We start from the raw sequence: 18,435 nt of genomic DNA on the forward strand, positions 1-18,435 counted from the left end.
TGCATGAGCTGCTTGAAGCCCTTGCCCTCATCGCCCATGCGGTGGCTTTCGGGTACTTCCACGTTATCGAAGAAGATGGAGCCCCGGCCGATGGCGCGCTGGCCGTTGTCCTCGAACCGGGTGGTGGTGATGCCCGGGCTGTCCATGGGCACCAGGAACGCGCTGATGCCGGAGGCCCGTTGCTCCACCGTACCGGTGCGGGCGAACACCACCGCCACGTCAGCCTGGTCGGCCATGGAGATGGAGGTTTTCTCGCCGTTGAGCACATAGACGTCGCCCTTTTTCTCGGCTTTCAGGCGCAGGTTGGCAGCGTCCGAGCCACCATGGGGTTCGGTCAGGGCAATGCAGGCCACCTTCTGGCCGGAGGTCATGCCGTGCAGCCATTCCTTTGCCAGGTCCGGCGCGGCGTGGCTGGCGATGATCTGGCCGTTCAGGGAGGTCAGCAGGGGAATGTAGCCGACGTTGAAATCCCCTTTCGAGATCTCCTCGATGACCAGGCCGCTGGTGACGCAATCCATGCCGCTGCCACCGAACTCCTCAGGCAGTTCACCACCGAGCAGTCCCATCTCGCCGAGCTGGCGGATCACGTCCCGCTCGATCACGCCTTCCTGGTCCCGCTTACGATAGCCCGGAGCCAGCATCTCGGCACTGAAACGGGCCACAACCTCGCGAATCGCGTTCTGTTCTTCATTGAATCCGAAATTCATGGTGCTCTCCGGGCTGTCTGGCCGTTATTTGTAGTACTTGCGGAATTCCGGTTTGCGCTTTTCCCGGAAGGCTTTGACGCCTTCTTTGGACTCGTCTGTGTCGTAGTAAAGGCTCAGAGCCTGCATGCCGAGGGCGCCGATGCCGGCAATGTTGTCGCTGTCGGCGTTGAACGAGCGCTTGGCGATGGAAATGGCGGTTGGGCTTTTTTCCAGGATTTCCTCACACCACCTCTGCACTTCCTCATCCAATTGCTCTGGCGGAACCACGGCGTTGACCAGGCCCCACTCCAGCGCCTGCTGAGCGGAATACTTGCGGCACAGGTACCAGATTTCCCGGGCCCGCTTCTCACCCACGACCCGCGCCAGGTAGGCAGTGCCAAAGCCAGGATCCACCGAGCCTACCTTAGGGCCGACCTGGCCGAAGATGGCGGTTTCCGAGGCGATGCTGAGGTCACAGATCACATGCAGCACGTGGCCGCCGCCAATGGCGAAACCGTTAACCCGGGCGATCACCGGTTTGGGTACCTCGCGGATAGTGCGCTGCAGCTCTTCCACGGGCAGACCGATCAGGCCGCGACCGTCGTACTGGCCGTCGTGGGCGCCCTGGTCGCCCCCGGTGCAGAAGGCTTTCTCGCCGGCGCCGGTGAAGACAATCACGCCGATATCCTTGTTCCAGCCCGCGCGGTTAAACGCGTCCAGCAGTTCCATGCAGGTCTGTCCCCGGAAGGCGTTGTAGCGGTCCGGCCGGTTGATGGTGATGGTGGCAACGCCGTTGCTTTCGTCGTACAGGATGTCTTCGTAATTCATGGTCTGTTCTCCGAGTTGGTAATGATGGGCGTTAGCCGGCCATGGTCAGGCCGCCGGACACACTGATCACCTGGCCGGTGATGAAGTTGGCGTCGTCACTGGCGAGCAGGGCGATGATGCCGGGGTAGTCTTCCGGCTGGGCCAGGCGCTTCATCGGTACGGCGTTGCGGAAGGCTTCCAGCAGTTTCTCCGGGTTGGGCGCGGATTCCGCCACGCCCTTGAGCAGGGCGGTGTCGGTGGGGCCGGGGCAGACCACGTTCAGGCACACATTCTTGGTGGCCAACTCCCGCGCCACGGTCTTGCTGAAACCCACCAGGCCGGCCTTACAGGCGGCGTAGACGGATTCACCGGAGGAGCCCACCCGGGCCGCATCGGAGGCCACGTTGATGACCTTGCCGCCGCCGGCCGCCACCATCTTCGGCAGCACCACGTGGTGCATGTTCAGGACGCCGGTGAGGTTCACGGCAATTAGCTGGTCCCAGAGTTTCGGCTCGGTTTTCAGAAACGGCAAAAAGCGGTCGAAACCGGCGTTGTTTACCAGCACCGTGGGCACCCCAAGATCGTTCTCGATGGCGGCCACGGTCTGGGTGATGGCGGCGTAATCGGTGATGTCGGCAGCGTAAGCTTTTGCCTTGCCTCCGGCTTCGGTTATCAGGTCGGCCGTGGCCTGGGCGGCGCTCTCGTCCCGGTCCAGTACGGCCACCAGACTTCCTTCCTCGGCAAAGCGCTGGCACACGGCGCGGCCGATGCCGCCCCCGCCGCCGGTCACGATGACTGTTTTTCCGTTTAGGCCTCTCATGATGACTTGCTCCTGTTGCTGTTCAATCAAAGGGATCAGCCGCGTTTGACCGGTTCGAGGCGAACCTCTCTGGCCTGCTCGCGTAGCTTGAATTTCTGGATCTTGCCGGAGGCGGTACGGGGCATGGCCTCGATCACTTCCAGATATTCGGGCAGGTAGTTCTTGGACAGTTGCTGTTCGGTGAGGTACTTCTTGACCTGCTCCAGGGTCAGGTCGGTGGCGTTTTCATCCAGGGTGACATAGGCGCACAGACGCTCACCCAGGCGTTCGTCCGGGCAACCCACCAGGGCGACATCGACAATGCCCGGGTATTTGTACAACAGGTTTTCCACTTCAACGACCGGGATGTTCTCGCCACCGCGGATTACCACGTCCTTGGTACGGCCGGTGATGCGGATATAGCCGTCTTTATCCATGCGAGCGAGGTCGCCGGTGTTGAACCAGCCATCCTCATCCACGCCGTAGAGTTCGGGGCGCTTGAGATAGCCAACAAACAGGCTTGAGCCCCGGACCAGCAAGCTGCCTTCTTCACCGGGAGGCAGTTCATTGCCCTGGAAATCGGTGACTTTCACTTCCATGTAGGGCATGGCCCTGCCGTCGGACTGGCTGGCCCGCTCGGCGGGATCTTCCGGGCAGGTCATGGTGACAGCGCCGTTTTCGGTCATACCCCAGGCGGAGACGATCTTTGCCTTCAGTACCTTGCCGGCCTGTTCAACCACGGCGCTGGGGATCGGTGCGCCGGCGGAGACAAAGATCCGGAGGGAATCCAGTTCACCTTCGTGCTTTGGGGCGGTCTTCACCAGATCGGCCAGGAAGGGTGTCGCCGCCATGGTGAAGGCCGGTTTTTCGGTACCAATCACCCTGCAGACGTAGTCCGCGTCCCAGATGTCCTGCAGGATCGCGGTGGTGCCCAGGTAAACCGGCATCATGATGCCGTACATGAAGCCCGTTTGGTGGGCCAGGGGCGAGGCCATCAGTACTTTGTCATCGGAAGTCAGGTGCAGCCGATCGGCATAGGGGCGCACATTGGAGAACAATGTATTGGAGGTGTGCATTACGCCCTTGGGGTCGCCGGTGGTGCCAGAGGTGTAAAGGATCTGGATGGCGTCGTCGGCAGTGAGCTGGCGCTCGGCAAATAGTGCGTTGGTGTCCTGCTGGTCTTCCCAGGGCGTTTCCATCAGGCGCTGTTCGAAACTGCGATCGCCCTCGCCGCCGATGACCAGCAGGGTTTCCAGGTCCGGCAGTTCCCCGCGGATGCCGTCGATCATGGCCTCGTAGTCAAAGTCCCGGAAGACCTTTGGAATGATCAGCAGTTTGGCCTCGCCGTGCTTGAGCATGAATCGCAGCTCCCGCTCCCGGAAGATGGGCATGAGCGGATTCAGGATGGCGCCGATACGCATGCAGGCCAGGTGCAGGGCAGTAGTCTGCCACCAGTTCGGTAGCTGGCAGGCCACCACCTCGCCTTTCCCGATGCCCATGGCCGCCAGGCCCGCCGCCATGCGGGTGACCTTGTCATTGAGTTCCTGATACGTGAGGGCAGTGCGGGTGTCGCTGGCGACCTGGTAGCCGACGATGGCTTCCCGGTCCGGGGTGCTGACGACTGCCTGGTCGAGGTAGTCCGTAATGATCTTGTCGTTCCATGCGCCGCTTTCAATCATCGCAGCACGGCGTTCCGGATTGAGAGTGATGCCTGTATCCATCTTCTTCACCTTTGGCTTCCGGTTTTTGTTGTTAGAAGGCCAGACCGTAAATCCTGGCCTGACCATGTCAGATTTAACATACGCCTTGCCAGAATATTATGTCAACATGTTGCTTAAAATCTGAGAATCTGTGGTAACAATCGTGACCACTCAAACCGAGAGCGACCCTGCATTCGGAGGGTGCAATATCATCTTTCGCCGGACGACTGTAGGATGTGCCCAGCCAGCTCCCCCGCCCCTGAAAGTCGACGCCATCGATGCATTAAAAGCCCGGAAAGAAGCGGCCAGGAGCACCTTCGGGAGAGAGCGAAAAAGCTTCGAGCTGGCTAGCTCGAAGCCATTCACAAGAGAGGTAGTATGAGTTCAGTATCTGGGTCTGGTGTCTTCGTAGCGTGTGCGACGTTTTCTGCCATCTTTATGGGAACCATCGGAGCCATTTCCGTCTACGCCGGGGTTGGGGCAGAGACCGTTACCTTCTACAGGCTGTTCATTGGCGCCGTTCTGGTTGCGGTTTTTCTGCTGGCAACCAGGCAGCACGGCAAAGTTTTTATGTGGCCCGGCACGAAGGTGCTGGTAACCGGCGTTTTCCTTGCCGGTTTCGTGGTGTTTTACATCCTGGCAATGGATTACACCACCATGGCAAACGCCGTTATGGTGCTTTATCTGGCACCCGTGACGGCCTCCGTGGCGGCGCATTTCTTTCTCGGGGAACGCCTCACCTCGGCCAGTATTGGATTGGTCGGATTCGCGCTGCTTGGCTTTGCCATGATGATGGAGTTCAACTTCAACCTGAGTGGGCGGGCAGAGGAAGCCATTGGTCTGGCCTATGCGTTTTGCGCCATGCTCTGTTACTCGGCGTTTATGTTAACCAATCGCTAAATAGATGACCGGGTTCATGTGTTCAGCCGCAGTGGTTACCAGATGCTCGCGGGCGCATTGTGCATGTTGCCTCTGATGCTGCTGGAAGGCGAAGCCATCTCGCGGGCACAGTGGGGTTGGTTAATTGCTGCCGGTGTTGTGCCGGGTTTCCTGGCCATCCTGTTGGCGGTAGTTGCCTTGAAGTCCCTGCCTGCCGCCACGTTCGGCACCCTGGCTTATCTGGAACCGATTACCGTTGTGGCGCTTGCCTGGGTGCTGTTTGACCAGAGCCTGAATAGCCTCCAAATGGCCGGCTGCGCCCTGATAATTCTGTCGGGCATTGCGCAGGCTTTGCTGCTTAATCGGCCTTTGGAGCCGAAAATGACGCCTGCTTGAATTAATGTAGGTGGTGGGAATTGCAATGCTTTGATAAGCCATGAAGGAGAGCAACGATGAGAACCATACTTCAGGTGGATTTTCCGTATGAGGGGCCGTTTGGCGAGGAGATGGCAAGCGCGATGGCCGAGCTTGCCGAGTCTATTGCCCAGGAGCCGGGATTCCTCTGGAAAATATGGACTGAAAACCGTGACACCTGCGAGGCAGGCGGTATCTATCTGTTCGAGGATGAGAACAGCGCAAGGGTTTATCTGGAAAAACATACCGCAAGGCTGAAGGAGTTCGGTGTGCCGGAAGTGAATGGCAAGGTGTTTCAGGTGAATGGCCGGCTGTCTGAGATTGATCACGGTCCGGTTTGAGTCATGTCGGCGGGAATGGCTGACATGAGTTACTGAAGGAGCTTCGGGGTGCTCCACCCTTGTTCCACAGGTTTATCGGTCAATGCAAGTGCTGTACTTGCCAGCGGTCGGTAAGCGTCCATAAAAGCTCGCTCTTAAACAAAAGCGAACATTCGCACAGGATCCAATACGTGCCCATTTTCCCTTCTCAGTTTAGAAAAAATCTTTTCCTCTGAGAGTTTTGAAATCTGTTTCGAATCCGGATCTCTGAAGTGAAACTGGTCGTACAAATGCTTGTGGGAGTATTAGGCATATAATTGCAAATGCGCTAAAACAGCATGATCAGTGCGTCGTATTTTGCACAGCGCCGCACACTTTTCAGAGAGCACCATCTGTAGTGGTCAGCTGATTTCGGACAGTATTGAATCAGGGTGACCGGCTAGGGCTGTGGGCACAACTCTACGGAAGTGATTCTACTTTCAGCTCAGGCGCCCGGTAAGGGAACGATTCAGTGGTGGAGGCGGTATCCATCCAGAACGGCGGCCATATCATCACCAAGATCTCTTATGGTTTGCGGGTCCAGATTGCGTTCACCCATGGATCTTAGGCCCATGATCTGCGCCTGCAGGAGTCTGGCAAGTCGACGGCTGTCTACGGACTGTGCCAGCTCGCCTTTCATCTTTGCCTGCTCGACCAGGCCGGCAATGGATTCCTCAATCGCAGCAAGAATGCTGTTAGCCTGGTCCGCCAGGGCCGAATGCGTATTGCTGGATTCCAGCAGCGTTTTCACGATCATGCAGGCACGTGAGGGTGCCGCGCTTCGGTCGCAGCAACTGCAGGCGATGCCGCGCAGATAGTCCTGAAGACCGTCAACAATTGAATCAAAACCCTTGAGGTGAGCGGCCAACTCCTGGCCGCCCTGTTCCGCATAGGCAGCCAGAGCTTCAGAAAACAGGCCGTCTTTGCTGCCGAAGGTGGCATAAATGCTGCCCGGGCGCATATCGAGGGCCTGCTCAATCTGTTTCATGGAGCTGCCATGATAGCCCTTCTCCCAGAACAGGCCTACGGCTTTTTCCAGGGCGGTTTTTCGGTCATAGCGTGCGTGTCTGGCCATAACAACGACTCACCATTGTCGCGACTTGAATGACCACTCAATTATATCTTGAATGATCACTCAATAACAGTTAGCCTGAATTTGATATTGAGCAATCGTTCAAGTAAGGAGATCGTTATGACTGACTTTCCAATGCATGATGTCGAATCCGCTCCGGAAAAATCCAAACCGCTTCTTGAGAATTCCCTCAAGGGCTTTGGCATGATCCCTGGCCTTCACGCCGTGATGGCCGAAGCGCCAGGAGCGCTTGAGGCCTATCAGAAGCTGCATCAGCTGGTGTTGGACAGCAGCTTTGATAAAGACGAAAAAACCGTCGTCTGGCAGACAATCAACGTGGAAAACGCTTGCCACTACTGTGTTCCGGCGCATACCGGCATTGCCAAGATGATGGAAGTCTCCGATGACATCATCGATGCTTTGCGGAATGAAACACCGTTGCCGAGCGACAAGCTGGAGGCTCTCCGGACCTTCACTCTCGCCGTGATGCGCAAGGACGGCAATGTCAGCAAGGAGGATCTGAACGCGTTCTACAAGGCGGGTTACAACCATCGCCAGGTGCTGGAGGTGATTCTTGTGCTGTCCCAGAAAACCCTGAGCAACTACATCAACCACATTGCCGAAACGCCGGTTGATGAACCGTTCAAGAAATTTGAGTGGCATAAAAAGTAGTAATTTCAGCTCTCGCTGGCGAGCGGATGCGGCTTAGTCCGCATTCGTGCCAGCCTGTTTGCCTGCCTTGACAGTTTTGTCCTTGAGCCTTTTGCCCACGCACCGGGGTCATTGGGGTGTAAAGTCTGAAAGTGTTGTTTGCCTTTGCTTCGGAAGCCTAGAAGCTAGTTAACGTGCCTCTAATACCGATGAAAGTAGGGGCCTACAGCATCCTGTGTGCGCGGGCAGTTCAGTACCCGCGCGCACTCATCCTCAAAGAGCTTCTTAGTCTGTGCAGGACTCGTCCGTTCAGTTTTGTGGAGCAAGTCAAGCGGCTAGCCAGTTGACCCTCCGTTTCCTTCCTCCAGATTAGGGATGCAGGTTGCATTGTTCCCACATTCGATGTCTTCGGCGCTTACGCCCTCGGCATGTGCTGCCGAACCCATCGCGAAAGCAAACAGTACGCCTAACAAAGCCAGAGTTTTCATGATGTATCCTCCGTATTGCTGATGTCCGTCCACTGATCTTGCCGCTGGGACAGGTATCAGTGAATGGTGCTCGCTACATAGACACCGAGTACCTGGTAGCGTTACAGACGTGCTGATTGAAATTCTTCGGCGTGGAGTTCCCCTGCCGGCGCCGCTCCTTCCTCGTGTTTTTGAATTCATCTCTGTGTAACAGAACCGCTCCGGGTTGGTCTGAAGCACCGATTATCAACCCTTTATCAAATCCACCTACTGGAGAGGAATGATGCGTAGTTATCCACTTTTGTCTTTAATTGTTGTGCTTGCCCTGCTCCCGGGCAGAGCCATGTCTGATCCCAATCGCGATAATTTCCAGCACTATCAGGAGCTGCTTGATCGGCACCTGATTGAACACACACTGCCGGGAAACGGACTGGTTTCGGCCTTTGATTATCCTCCTGCCCTGGCCAGCGACAGCCTGGAAAAGACACTGACCAAGCAGCGCGAAACCCTGAAGGCGTTTGACCCCGGTGCCCTTGAAGAGAAAGCGGAATCTGTTGCCTTCTGGATTAACGCCTACAACTTTTTCATGCTTGATCAGATTCTTACCGAACGGCCAGACGGCGAACTTGTGTCCTCTGTGTGGGACTATGGCGGCCGGGTTAACCCGTTTGTCGACAGCGTATTTGAGCGGAAGAACTTTGTTATTGGCGGTCGCAATTACAGCCTCAACGATATGGAGAAGGAAATTCTGTTGGGCGAGGAATATGCCAGCAAGGGCTGGAAAGATGCCCGGGTTCATTTTGCGGTGAACTGCGCATCGGTCGGATGCCCACCGCTGCGGAACGCCATTTACACCGCCGATAACCTGGAGCGTCTGCTTGCGGAGAATACCCGGAGGGCATTCAATACGGCGCGTCATCTGCAGGTAAAAGGCGATACCTTGTATGTGACCGAGCTGTTCAAATGGTATGAAGAGGATTTTGAAGAAGCGTCGGGTTCTTCGAAGGCATTTATAGAGGCGTGGGCTGCTCCCCAGGTAGCTAAAAAGGTGGCTGCCACATCGTCCCTGGAGTTCATCAATTACGACTGGGCGCTTAACACGCCGGATAACTTCCCGTCCCTGGATCAGCCAGTTGACTGAAAATAGGCACAAAAAAGGCCGCTATTCCGGAGAGTAGCGGCCTTTCTCGTCGCGGGTTATCTCGCGGATACTTTCACGTCAGCAACCTGCTCGACGGTCTTGGTCGGGTAGCTCTGCGCCTCATGGTACCTGTCGGCCTGACCATTCATAGCCAGGACCGTAGTCGCAGAGAAGGACAGTGCGATAGCGGCGAAAATCAGTGTCAGTTTTTTCATGGTCTGTACCTCGTTCGGTTCGATGACACGCGGGGTCTGCATCGTATGGGAACAGGCCTCGCTTACGGGGTATAGACACCGCAGTGTTAGGTTGCGTTACAGATTAGCGGTCGCGGTGGCGGAAAATTCCGGGATTTCGATATAACAAAATACGATCAGGGCGGGCCTATGCATTCCTCTCCCTTCGATTCATAATGATCGTTCAAGAATTCGCAACGAAGGAGAAGCACCATGAGTCGACTTCTGGCCCTTATATTGATCGTTGCAAGCTCTCTGGCAATGGCGGCCGGTGATAAAACGCCTCCGCTTGTGGATGCCGACTGGCTTGATGCAAACCTGAATCGTAGCGACCTCGTGGTACTTGATGTGCGCTCCGGTATTGATAACGGGGGGGATCGCAGCAGCTTTCAGAAAGCACACATCCCCGGGTCTGTTTACAGTAGCTACACCGGCGATGGTTGGCGCGAAAGCCGTAACGGGGTTGCCGGTCTCTTGCCCCCGGTTGCGAGCCTGGAACGGCTCATTGGCAGCCTGGGCATAGGTAATGACGATACCGTTGTTATCGTGCCGGCTGGCACCGGCGTTACGGATTTTGGCAGTGCAGCCAGGGTCTATTGGACCTTCCGTGTGTTGGGTCACGACGATGTCACCATTCTCAACGGCGGTTTTGCCGGTTGGCAGGCAGCCGGATTCGAGGTTGCCAGTGGCGAGGGTGAGCGCCGGGATGTGGTGCAGTTTGACGGCACCCTGCAGCAGGAGCTGATTGCATCGCTTGATGAAGTCCAGGCCGCTCGAAACAGCCAGGCGCAGCTTGTGGATGCCCGTCCGAGAAACTATTTTACCGGTGAAACCCAGTCGCCGGCCGCCAAGGCGCCGGGCACGATTCCCGGTTCCCGAAGCCTGCCTCACGCCGATTTTCTGGCTCAGCAGGATCAGGCCTGGTACCTGAATGCAGGCGTCATCAGTTCCAAGGTGAACCAGGCCGAGCTGGACCCTTCGGCCCGGACCATTGCCTTCTGCAACACCGGACATTGGGCAGCCACGGACTGGTTCGTGCTCAGCGAATTGGCCGGATTCGAGGAAGTTGCTCTTTACGACGGTTCGATGGCTGAGTGGTCCCAAGACAGTGATCGGCCACTGCAGGTTGCGAAGAGAGGCCTTGGCAAGATTCTGGATTTTTTCAACTGATCTGAAAAAGTGACAAGTCATGTCTGATTCCGCAGTCCTCCAGCCCGGGCTGCAACAGCCCGGCTGGCAGGTGGACCGATTCATCGTATCGATGGCCCTGGTAGGTCTTGCCCTGTTGGGCGGACTGATCTGGCTGGAAACCGCCCCATTCATGGTGGCGTTGTTTATCGTTGGAACTGTGCTGGGCATGGCGCTTTACCACGGCGCCTTCGGCTTTACGGCGGGTTGGCGCAATCTGGTGACCAAGAAAAGCGGCGCTGGTATGCGCGCTCAGCTGCTGCTATTCGGACTTAGTTCCCTGATCATGGTTCCGATGCTCCACAGCGGTCAGGCTGGCCTGGTTGGTGCCGTGGCGCCGGTGGGCACTTCCCTGGTGGTGGGCTCGTTCATTTTTGGTATTGGCATGCAACTTGGCGGAGGCTGCGGTTCGGGTACCCTGTTCACTGTGGGAGCCGGCAATATCCGCATGGTGGTGACACTGGTGTTCTTCATCGCCGGTGCTGTACTTGGGTCGATCCACTTGCCCTGGTGGCTCGACCAGCCAGGTTTTGATCCTGTTCCTCTGGTCAGCAGCTTTGGCGTCAGCGGTGCCATTGTGGTGCAGTTCGTGGGTCTCGGTTTGATCGCCTGGTGGGTCAATCGAATTGAGCGTAAGGCCCATGGAACCATCGAGCGCGATGAACTTCTGTGGAAGGGCCAGAGCCACGGTGTACTCAGAACATTGCTCAGTGGTCGCTGGCCTTTTACCTGGGCCATCCTGATCCTCGCGGCCGGCAATGCCCTGACCCTCGCGATCGGCGGCGCGCCCTGGAGCATCACCTTTGCCTTTAACGTCTGGGGCGCCAAGGCCCTGGAGGTGGTGGGCGTTAACATGTCCCAGTTCGAGTTCTGGACCTGGGATTACCCCGCCATGGCCTTGAAAGATTCGGTACTCACCAATATTCCCTCGGTGATGAATTTCGGGCTTCTACTGGGCGCTATGCTGGCTGCGGGTCTTGCAAACCGCTTTAACGAGGCCAGCCGAAATCGGCCAGAAGGCCGGCAGTTCCTGGCTGCCGTGGTGGGTGGCTTGCTGCTCGGCTACGGTGCCCGCCTGGGCTTTGGCTGCAACATCGGGGCGCTGTTCTCCGGCATTGCGTCGGCCAGCCTGCACGCCTGGGTCTGGTTTGCCTGCGCCTTTTCCGGCTCACTGATCGGGATCCGGCTGCGGCCGTGGTTCCGGCTGCCTAACTGAGTGCGGAGTCGGTCTTATGGAAAGAGCCTACAGTCGAACCCGCATTGTCGTTGTGCTCAGCATCATCCTGGTCCTGATCCTTGTGGATCATCTGAACAGCCCTACGTTTGCTTTCAATTCTGGCCAGGGCAACGTAGAAACGGCGCTGTCGCAGCGAGATGAGACCGCCTGCGCGCCCTGCGGGGCGCCGTGTCCGTCGACCAGAAACTGACCTGATCCCGGCCAGGGCCAGCGATTAGGGGGAAGATGAAGTACACTATCGCCACGGTTTTCCAACCTATTTCTATTACGGCCATGGCACAGCATTATGACGGTTAGTTTCACTGAGCGGGGCACACCACTCGCAGAAAGCGACACCCTTACCCTGGTACAGTCCGCCGGCACGGTGAAAGACAAAATCTCAGAAGTTGCTGCCGCACGGCTTCGTGACCGGGGCTATGCAGACGTATCCGCTTCTTTGCTTGGGTTTCTGGGTGCCTTGGACTGTGGGGTAAACTTTGGTTCTGACATTGCCCGCAGGCTCGATATTTCACGTCAAATGGTGGCAAAAACCGTGAAGGAGCTGAGCGAAGCCGGTTACCTCGTTCAGGGAACCGGGCCAGGTAAGCTCAAACCCATTGAGTTTACTCTGAAGGGCGAGAAACTGATGTCCGAGGTTCGACAAATCCTCTCCGAGATGGATCGGGAGCTGAGCAATACCGTCGGCAAAAAAAGCCTCAAAGACCTTGTGCGAGAACTGGATGCACTAGCCGGGACTCTGGAAAATCTCTGATCGCGCCGGGGCTGGGTGTCAGTTCTCGCAGTTGGATCCCAGTCTGTCGATTTCTCCACCGCTCATTTGAAACCGGAAGTGCCTGGGCGCGCCACCCGGTTTCATGTAGAGGAAAGTCAAAGTGGCTTCGTAGTTCTCTTCCGGGTGACTTCTACGTGCCTCCCAAGCTCGGTTAACGAGGTTGGCAAGGCGCTTCTCCGCCAGGTTGTGAAATGATCCCGCCTGATCAATTTCCGCGGTTTCCTTGACTGTCTGAAAGAAAGGCTGGAGACACCGGGGCACTTCAGTCTTGGGCGGTCCTGAAAGCCATGCAGGCAGGTCATCGGCGACAGCCTGGCTCGGTGTTAGACATCCTGCGACAAGGGCGAACCCTGCCAGGGAACATGGGCCAGAACGAGTCATTATGGCTCCTCCAAAACAATAACCTCAGGCTTTAACAATGGTCCCCTGAGCGACAGCCACCAGTTTTTTTGCCTCGGCTTCGACTGCGTAGACTTTGCAGTCACAAACTGCCTGTCGCTTGCCGGCAGCAACAACCGACGCCTCGGCGATCAGCTTCTCGCCGACGGCCGGCCTGGTGTAATTGATCTTGAACTCCGAGGTGACAGAGTCTCCGAGTATAGATCCACCCGCGAATGTCAGGGCGTTGTCAGCCAGGTAGCTCACTACGCCACCGTGCACAAAACCGTGCTGTTGCCGGTGCTTATCCTCAATGACCAATTCGAGTTGAGCGTTGCCCGGTTCGAATGAATTCAGTGTGCAGCCAAGCAGAAGACTGAATGGCTGAGATTCCAGAACACTCTTTCCGAATGCAAGTAGATCCATGTCAATACTCCAGCTGTTGCCCAAACGCTCTTCAAGCAGTCGCCTGATCGGCAGAGTTTGCCAGTTCTTCAGGATCGCGTGACAGTGCCTGCTTTTCCATGTTTGCGATCACGTCAGGAAATGTTCTGTCAACGCCGAAGGCCAGCATTGCCATGATCACCGGTGCCAACCAAGCGGGTTTGGGATGTAGCTTCCACCAGACGATCACTTCGGATCCATCCGGGATCTGCTCAACCTGCCAGCCCCCAATCATCCAGGTTGCAGGGTAAGGAAACCCAGCCTCTTCGGTCAGGAATTCAACCTCATAGCGTCTTCGGTCCTCGTCATATTCAGTACAGCGCTCCCGCCATTGGTTGCCTTGGGTATCCTCACAGGCTCGCAACGGTAAATCGTCGTTGGGAATGCTCTCAATCTGAGAGGAAGCAAGATTCGGAGCATACTGCGAGATGGCCCCCAGATTGCCGACAATGTGCCAGAGGCTGTCTGCATCCGAGATGGACTGGTATCGGAGTGAGTAGCCAAAACTACGGTCCTTTGGCTGGTAGTACATTTTTTTCAGTCCAGCCATCTGGCTGAGTCCAAAGTAGAGTACAAACGCAGCAACGGCAAGTATCGCAAAGATTCCCTGCGGAGTGAGGTGTGAGCCCCAGAGGATTACGCCGACGATGGAGAACAGGACCCAGATGAAATCCCCGACGCTGGCGTATAGCACCCGCCAACCGGCGACCTTGTCACGAGTGGCTTGATGCAATAGATCCATTGAAAAAATCAACAATCCCAACCCCGCCGCTTGAAGGAACAGGGGGGCACCTACGCCAATCAACCGGCCTGTGAGATCTGGCAGGAAAAGCAGGAATAGTCCTGAAATCCCCGAAAACGCTGCATTGAGTTTCAGTGCTGTGCGGACGAGTGTCTGGTTCATGTTGATTCTCCCGGATAAAGTCATGTCAATCAGGTAGACAAAATAGAGCGGCTATTCGGTATTTGTCAACCATGTTGACACGAAAGCTCCGAGCCCTTCTTGTACTGGAAAGGTTTCGACGCGAATGCGTGGAGTGCTTCCAGCTATCTTTTTGGCGTCGCAATATGCCCTACACTGAATAAAGATTTCCCACGGAAAAGGAGGCAAAGCATGAACAAAGTCTGCGCAGTACTGGGAGTCGGTCCGGGCAACGGTGAGGCGTTTGTGCGGCGTTTTTGTGATGAGGGCTATCAGGTGGCCATGCTGGCCCGCAGTGAGGAGTACCTGAGCCAGCTTGAGAGCGAGGTGGATGGCTCTCATGCCTTTCCATGCGACCTGATGCAGCCAGAGCAGATTACCACGGTTCTCTCGGCGATTGAGGGGAGGCTGGGGTCCGTGTCGGTGATCCTGTATAACGCCGGCGGCGGCACCTTCAAAAATGTCGAGGAGGCCAGTCTGGAAGACTTCGAAGCCAACTGGCGAATCAACGTCCAGGGCCTGGTGGCTGCCACCAAGGCGGCACTGCCACAGCTGCGACAGCATGACTCGGCAAGTATTATAGTAACCAGTGCCTCGGCGGCAACCCGCGGCCGCGCCAATACCGCTCCCTTTGCGTCGGCCAAGGCCGCCCAACGCAGCCTGGCCCAGTCTCTGGCGCGGCAGCTTGGGCCGGAGAAGATTCATGTAGCCAATGTGGTGATTGACGGTGTGGTGGACCTGCCACGCACGCGCAAGATGCTGCCGGACAAGCCAGACGATTTCTTCGTGCAGCCGTCGGCCGTGGCCGACGCCGTCTGGAACCTGTGCCAGCAGGATCCGTCAGCCTGGACCCATGAGCTGGATATCCGGCCCTTCGGCGAGAACTGGTAGCAGGGCTACACAACGAGATGACCATCGCCACTTGCGGTGATGGTCGGGAACTGCCTTTGTGGAGTGGTACTCGCACTGGCAGGGTAAGGACCAGGAAGCGGCTGAGTTCTGCCACGGCATCTATGCAGGCCTGCTGGGGCAACTCAAGAAAACGCTGGAGCAATAGCCAGCGTTCCCGGATTCTGTCAAGGCGGCTGCAGGGGGCAATCCAACCCTGAGGAAAGCATTGGAAGTTCCAGTTTTACCAGGGCTCAGAGAAAGGCCGGGCGTCAATCTCAAATGTCCAGGCAGAGCGAGGCTGTTGGTGCAACTGCCAGTAAATTTCCGCCAGGTCGTCCGGCTCGACGATGCCGTCCTTTCCCTTGCTGGCGTATAGGTCAGGCAGGTATTGAGCCGTTGACTCGTTCCGGATCAGGCCGTCAACGATCACGTGGGCAACATGGATGCCCTGCGGGCCCAGTTCCCTGGCCATGCTCTGAGCCAGGGCCCGGAGAGCGTGTTTTCCACCTGAAAATGCGGAAAATCCGGCGGCGCCTCGCAAACTGGCCGAAGCACCGGTAAACAGGATGGTTCCGGCTTTGCGGGCCAGCATTTTACCGGCAACTTCTCGCCCCACCAGGAATCCGGCCAGGGCGCACATTTCCCAGACTTTCCGGTACACCCGTGTACTGGTATCGCACAGGTTGAACCGGACATTGCCGCCAACGTTGAAAACGGCAACCTGAATGGCACCCAGTTGTGACTCCACATGGTTTACCAGCTCGATAACCTGGGCTTCGTCCCGGGCGTCTGAGTGAAGTGCCGTTACGCTGGAACCGAGGGCGTCGATTTGGCGAGTGAGATCACCAAGATCGCCACGGCGCCGGGTAACCACCAGGTGATACCCCTCGCGAGCGAATCGTCTGGCAATGGCGGAGCCCAGATAATCTCCGGCGCCGACGACCAGGGCAATGGGTTTGTCGGTGGTTGCCATAATTCCCTCCCGGTTGATCTGTAACATTCAGCGGATTCAGGCGTCAGTCTGTTGTATGACATGAAACGGCATCTGCCGTTGGAGGCCTGTAATGAAAAAAGCACTCTTTACTGCGTTTGCTCTGGTTTGCTCGAGCACGGTTCTGGCGTCTGGCACCGCGAGCGAACCTGGCTACGTCAATTACACCTATTCAGATACCGGTTCTGGAGTACCTTTCAATCTATTGCGAACAGGCAGTATGGTCGAGCCGGGCAAATATGAGCCCGGCTATGTGAATTACCGTTACTTGCCGTCCGATCCTGGGCGGGAAACCGCTCGGACCGGTAAATGGCTCTCCTCTGACGTATTCGAGCCCACCTATCTCAATTACTGCGTTGACTCTGTGTGACCTCTGCATTGACGGTCGGGTCACTGACCCCTTGGGTGGAGCCGGTCTTCACCCTTTTTTTAATCGCGCCATCAATAATCCATAGCCGATCCTGCCCCCAACAGCTGACTGCCCCGTAACGGAAACTAGGAACGCCCCAGAGACCGCACTCATACATCGCAAGACGGTTGTCTTCCGCCCAGTCCCGCCAGCTTTCATCGTTCAAGTGCTTTCTGGCCTTCTGCCAGTCAAGCCCCGCCCGCTCAACGATTTGCCTCAGACCGGCGTCGGTTTCCGACCGTATCCCTTCGGCGTTGACGGCTCGGGCGTAGCTGCGCATGTAGTCGATTTCCCGACCTTGCAAGCGGGCATAGTCAAACAGCGCATAACACCGCTCGACACCGGGGCCAAGGGGATCGGCGACAAAGCCGTAGGGAATGCCAAGCTTGTTGGCTTCCCGTTTTGTGTCATGGAAGATGTACCACTTCTTGGCATCCGGTACGGATTGCCCGCGCATCAGCATGGGAAGCACGGGACGGAGCCGGAGCGGGATGCGCCAGGCACTGGCCAGTTGCACAGCACGTTCCAGCCCGAGGTAGGAATAAGGGCTGCGGATGGAGAAAAACACCTCCAGGGGAACCTGGGCCGCCGGATGATCTGCGGCTACCGGATGGGCCTCCCGCCCCAGTTCCGCCCAGGTTCGGTTAAAAAGAATCTGGTCGGCTGCATCATGGTTCCGCCTCTGGCGGATCAGGCATTGCTCAAGGTGGTCAAGTCGGTCCATACCCCAGAACCACTGCCCAAGGTACCAGACCATGCTCCCCTGATAGTGCCCGAGCCTTCGGAGCATTGCTTCATTTTCGGCCAGTCTGGCTGCCTCCGACGAACCGTTTGTCGATCCGGACGTTTTGAAAGCCCAGAGTTCACGGAACACCTCCAAGGCCTCTGACAGGGCGCGAGGGTCAGCTTCTGCCGCCAGAAGACGTGAAGTGGCGGTTTCCAGTTCGGCTTGGGCTGGCGGGTCCGGCCGATCCGGAGGCGTGAAGCCGTACAGACTGGACAGCCTGGTTGCATCCTGTTGGGCCCAGGCTTGCCACAGTGCAGGTTCTGGAAACATGTCATCATCCAGTCGCCAGACGGTGTGAAGCTGAAAGCGCACCCGGTAGCGTTCCTCCAGCTGTACCAGGGCCTGTAAAAGCGGAAGGCCAAAAGGGTCGCGTGGATTGATGAAAACCCGCGCCAGGCCAAGGTCGCCCCGGATTCTTGCGCGTGCACCCTGAATGGCCGCCTGCAGGGAATAGCGGGGCGCACTGGATAAAGCGCGGGCGAACCAGGGCATGAGGTCCGCTTTTTCAAGGTGACGCATGACAGCATCCTTTGTTGTTATTGATTCAGTTGTAGCCAGCGGGCCAGCCTTGAGCCGGGGTGACGGCTGATCGACCAGGGCAACCATATCATGACGATGGGAATAGCGACGCCGGCCAGTACTGTCAGAACCGGGTTCAGTTTGAATGTGTTTCCCAGGCCGGCGAACACGACCGTCATCGGCAGCATGCCGACCAGGCTCGCGATGGCAAAGCGCCAGGCCTGTATGGCAGTAACGCCGGAGGCATAACTGATGAGAGCGAATGAGAACACGGGAATCAGTCGGGTCAGGAACACCGCAATGGTCAGAAAACGCTGAGATCCGTCTCTGGCCAGTACCGGATTGTCCGGAAACCGCTTACAGATGGCTTCCCGGCCAAGGCACCGGGCAATCCAGAACGCCGACAGGGCTCCGAGTAGCGCGCCGGTCGCTGCGATAGCCGTCCCCCATAGAATACCGAAGGCAAGCCCCGCTGTTGCGCTGATGGGTAAGGTGGGAATGGGCCCCACCACCACGGCAATCATCATCAACAGCATCAGCAGGAGCGGCCCTGCCGCGCCCTGACTCCCCAGCCATTCCGCCAGTGTGTCTGGCGAGAGGTTTGCTGGCATATCCAGGCTTTGCAGCAGCCACCATGCTCCGGCAAGGGCGCCGACCACGACAGCAAGCACGGCGATCCGAAAGGTCAT

General features: G+C 57.3%; 22 protein-coding genes. 11 read left to right on the forward strand and 11 right to left on the reverse strand.

What is annotated here, in order from left to right:
- The 4 genes from QZ534_RS17005 to QZ534_RS17020 form a co-directional block, all read right to left on the reverse strand.
- Positions 1-707 (reverse strand): acyl-CoA dehydrogenase family protein (locus tag QZ534_RS17005; protein WP_296936161.1); only part of this gene is annotated, 707 nt, incomplete at its 3' end.
- A gap of 24 nt (positions 708-731) precedes the next feature.
- A complete protein-coding gene (locus QZ534_RS17010; protein ID WP_296936163.1) occupies positions 732-1,514 on the reverse strand; it encodes an enoyl-CoA hydratase-related protein in 783 nt (260 codons plus the stop codon).
- Positions 1,515-1,545: 31 nt separating this feature from the next.
- Entirely contained in the window at positions 1,546-2,313 is a 768-nt protein-coding gene (locus QZ534_RS17015; RefSeq protein ID WP_296936165.1) for an SDR family oxidoreductase, read from the reverse strand.
- A 35-nt stretch (positions 2,314-2,348) separates the two neighbouring features.
- Positions 2,349-4,013, reverse strand: a complete 1,665-nt coding sequence (locus QZ534_RS17020) for an AMP-binding protein (RefSeq protein WP_296936167.1) — start codon at positions 4,011-4,013, stop codon at positions 2,349-2,351.
- 357 nt (positions 4,014-4,370) lie between these two features.
- On the opposite strand from QZ534_RS17020, the gene QZ534_RS17025 reads away from it, so the two are divergent.
- Genes QZ534_RS17025 through QZ534_RS17035 form a run of 3 tightly spaced genes read left to right on the forward strand, consistent with a single transcriptional unit; the run spans position 4,371 to position 5,626 of the window.
- On the forward strand, positions 4,371-4,892 hold the full coding sequence (locus QZ534_RS17025) for a DMT family transporter (protein ID WP_296936169.1): 522 nt from the start codon (positions 4,371-4,373) through the stop codon (positions 4,890-4,892).
- 18 nt (positions 4,893-4,910) lie between these two features.
- Entirely contained in the window at positions 4,911-5,267 is a 357-nt protein-coding gene (locus tag QZ534_RS17030; protein WP_296936170.1) for a DMT family transporter, read from the forward strand.
- A 56-nt stretch (positions 5,268-5,323) separates the two neighbouring features.
- Entirely contained in the window at positions 5,324-5,626 is a 303-nt protein-coding gene (locus tag QZ534_RS17035; protein ID WP_296936171.1) for a monooxygenase, read from the forward strand.
- Between the two features lie 487 nt (positions 5,627-6,113).
- Here the strand turns inward: QZ534_RS17035 and QZ534_RS17040 are convergent, their stop codons facing one another.
- A complete protein-coding gene (locus tag QZ534_RS17040; RefSeq protein ID WP_296936173.1) occupies positions 6,114-6,719 on the reverse strand; it encodes a TetR/AcrR family transcriptional regulator in 606 nt (201 codons plus the stop codon).
- Between the two features lie 117 nt (positions 6,720-6,836).
- Here QZ534_RS17040 and QZ534_RS17045 point away from each other — a divergent pair, with 117 nt between their 5' ends.
- Positions 6,837-7,388: a carboxymuconolactone decarboxylase family protein gene (locus tag QZ534_RS17045; protein WP_296936175.1), complete on the forward strand. Its 552-nt coding sequence runs from the start codon at positions 6,837-6,839 to the stop codon at positions 7,386-7,388.
- A 789-nt stretch (positions 7,389-8,177) separates the two neighbouring features.
- Positions 8,178-8,975, forward strand: coding sequence for a DUF547 domain-containing protein (locus QZ534_RS17050; protein WP_296936177.1), 798 nt, complete (start codon positions 8,178-8,180; stop codon positions 8,973-8,975).
- A 56-nt stretch (positions 8,976-9,031) separates the two neighbouring features.
- Here the strand turns inward: QZ534_RS17050 and QZ534_RS17055 are convergent, their stop codons facing one another.
- Complete coding sequence (locus QZ534_RS17055) at positions 9,032-9,190, reverse strand: hypothetical protein (protein WP_023009739.1); 159 nt, start codon at positions 9,188-9,190, stop codon at positions 9,032-9,034.
- A 231-nt stretch (positions 9,191-9,421) separates the two neighbouring features.
- On the opposite strand from QZ534_RS17055, the gene QZ534_RS17060 reads away from it, so the two are divergent.
- The 4 genes from QZ534_RS17060 (at position 9,422) to QZ534_RS17075 (ending at position 12,384) form a co-directional block, all read left to right on the forward strand.
- Positions 9,422-10,378, forward strand: a complete 957-nt coding sequence (locus QZ534_RS17060; protein ID WP_296936181.1) for a sulfurtransferase — start codon at positions 9,422-9,424, stop codon at positions 10,376-10,378.
- Positions 10,379-10,397: 19 nt separating this feature from the next.
- Positions 10,398-11,612, forward strand: a complete 1,215-nt coding sequence (locus QZ534_RS17065; protein WP_296936183.1) for a YeeE/YedE family protein — start codon at positions 10,398-10,400, stop codon at positions 11,610-11,612.
- A 16-nt stretch (positions 11,613-11,628) separates the two neighbouring features.
- Positions 11,629-11,823 carry a hypothetical protein gene (locus QZ534_RS17070; protein WP_296936185.1) on the forward strand — a complete coding sequence of 65 codons (195 nt, stop codon included), beginning with the start codon at positions 11,629-11,631 and terminating at the stop codon, positions 11,821-11,823.
- A 96-nt stretch (positions 11,824-11,919) separates the two neighbouring features.
- On the forward strand, positions 11,920-12,384 hold the full coding sequence (locus QZ534_RS17075; protein WP_296936187.1) for a MarR family winged helix-turn-helix transcriptional regulator: 465 nt from the start codon (positions 11,920-11,922) through the stop codon (positions 12,382-12,384).
- Between the two features lie 426 nt (positions 12,385-12,810).
- On the opposite strand, the gene QZ534_RS17080 is transcribed toward QZ534_RS17075, so the two are convergent.
- Both QZ534_RS17080 and QZ534_RS17085 read right to left on the reverse strand, forming a co-directional pair.
- A complete protein-coding gene (locus tag QZ534_RS17080) occupies positions 12,811-13,209 on the reverse strand; it encodes a PaaI family thioesterase (protein ID WP_296936189.1) in 399 nt (132 codons plus the stop codon).
- Between the two features lie 31 nt (positions 13,210-13,240).
- Positions 13,241-14,131, reverse strand: a complete 891-nt coding sequence (locus QZ534_RS17085; protein ID WP_296936191.1) for an SRPBCC family protein — start codon at positions 14,129-14,131, stop codon at positions 13,241-13,243.
- 210 nt (positions 14,132-14,341) lie between these two features.
- Here QZ534_RS17085 and QZ534_RS17090 point away from each other — a divergent pair, with 210 nt between their 5' ends.
- Entirely contained in the window at positions 14,342-15,040 is a 699-nt protein-coding gene (locus QZ534_RS17090; protein ID WP_296936193.1) for an SDR family NAD(P)-dependent oxidoreductase, read from the forward strand.
- A 241-nt stretch (positions 15,041-15,281) separates the two neighbouring features.
- Here the strand turns inward: QZ534_RS17090 and QZ534_RS17095 are convergent, their stop codons facing one another.
- Positions 15,282-16,013, reverse strand: a complete 732-nt coding sequence (locus QZ534_RS17095) for an SDR family NAD(P)-dependent oxidoreductase (protein WP_296936195.1) — start codon at positions 16,011-16,013, stop codon at positions 15,282-15,284.
- A 91-nt stretch (positions 16,014-16,104) separates the two neighbouring features.
- Between QZ534_RS17095 and QZ534_RS17100 the strand changes: the two genes are divergently transcribed.
- A complete protein-coding gene (locus QZ534_RS17100; protein WP_296936196.1) occupies positions 16,105-16,401 on the forward strand; it encodes a hypothetical protein in 297 nt (98 codons plus the stop codon).
- On the opposite strand, the gene QZ534_RS17105 is transcribed toward QZ534_RS17100, so the two are convergent.
- Both QZ534_RS17105 and QZ534_RS17110 read right to left on the reverse strand, forming a co-directional pair.
- Positions 16,376-17,746 (reverse strand): DsbA family protein, encoded by a 1,371-nt coding sequence (locus tag QZ534_RS17105; RefSeq protein ID WP_296936198.1) that lies wholly within the window; start codon positions 17,744-17,746, stop codon positions 16,376-16,378. The two genes, QZ534_RS17100 and QZ534_RS17105, sit on opposite strands and share 26 nt — an antisense overlap.
- 17 nt (positions 17,747-17,763) lie before the next feature.
- A complete protein-coding gene (locus tag QZ534_RS17110; RefSeq protein WP_296936200.1) occupies positions 17,764-18,435 on the reverse strand; it encodes a TVP38/TMEM64 family protein in 672 nt (223 codons plus the stop codon).

Origin of the sequence: uncultured Marinobacter sp. (genome assembly GCF_913055835.1) — a bacterium.
Taxonomy (GTDB): Bacteria; Pseudomonadota; Gammaproteobacteria; order Pseudomonadales; family Oleiphilaceae; genus Marinobacter.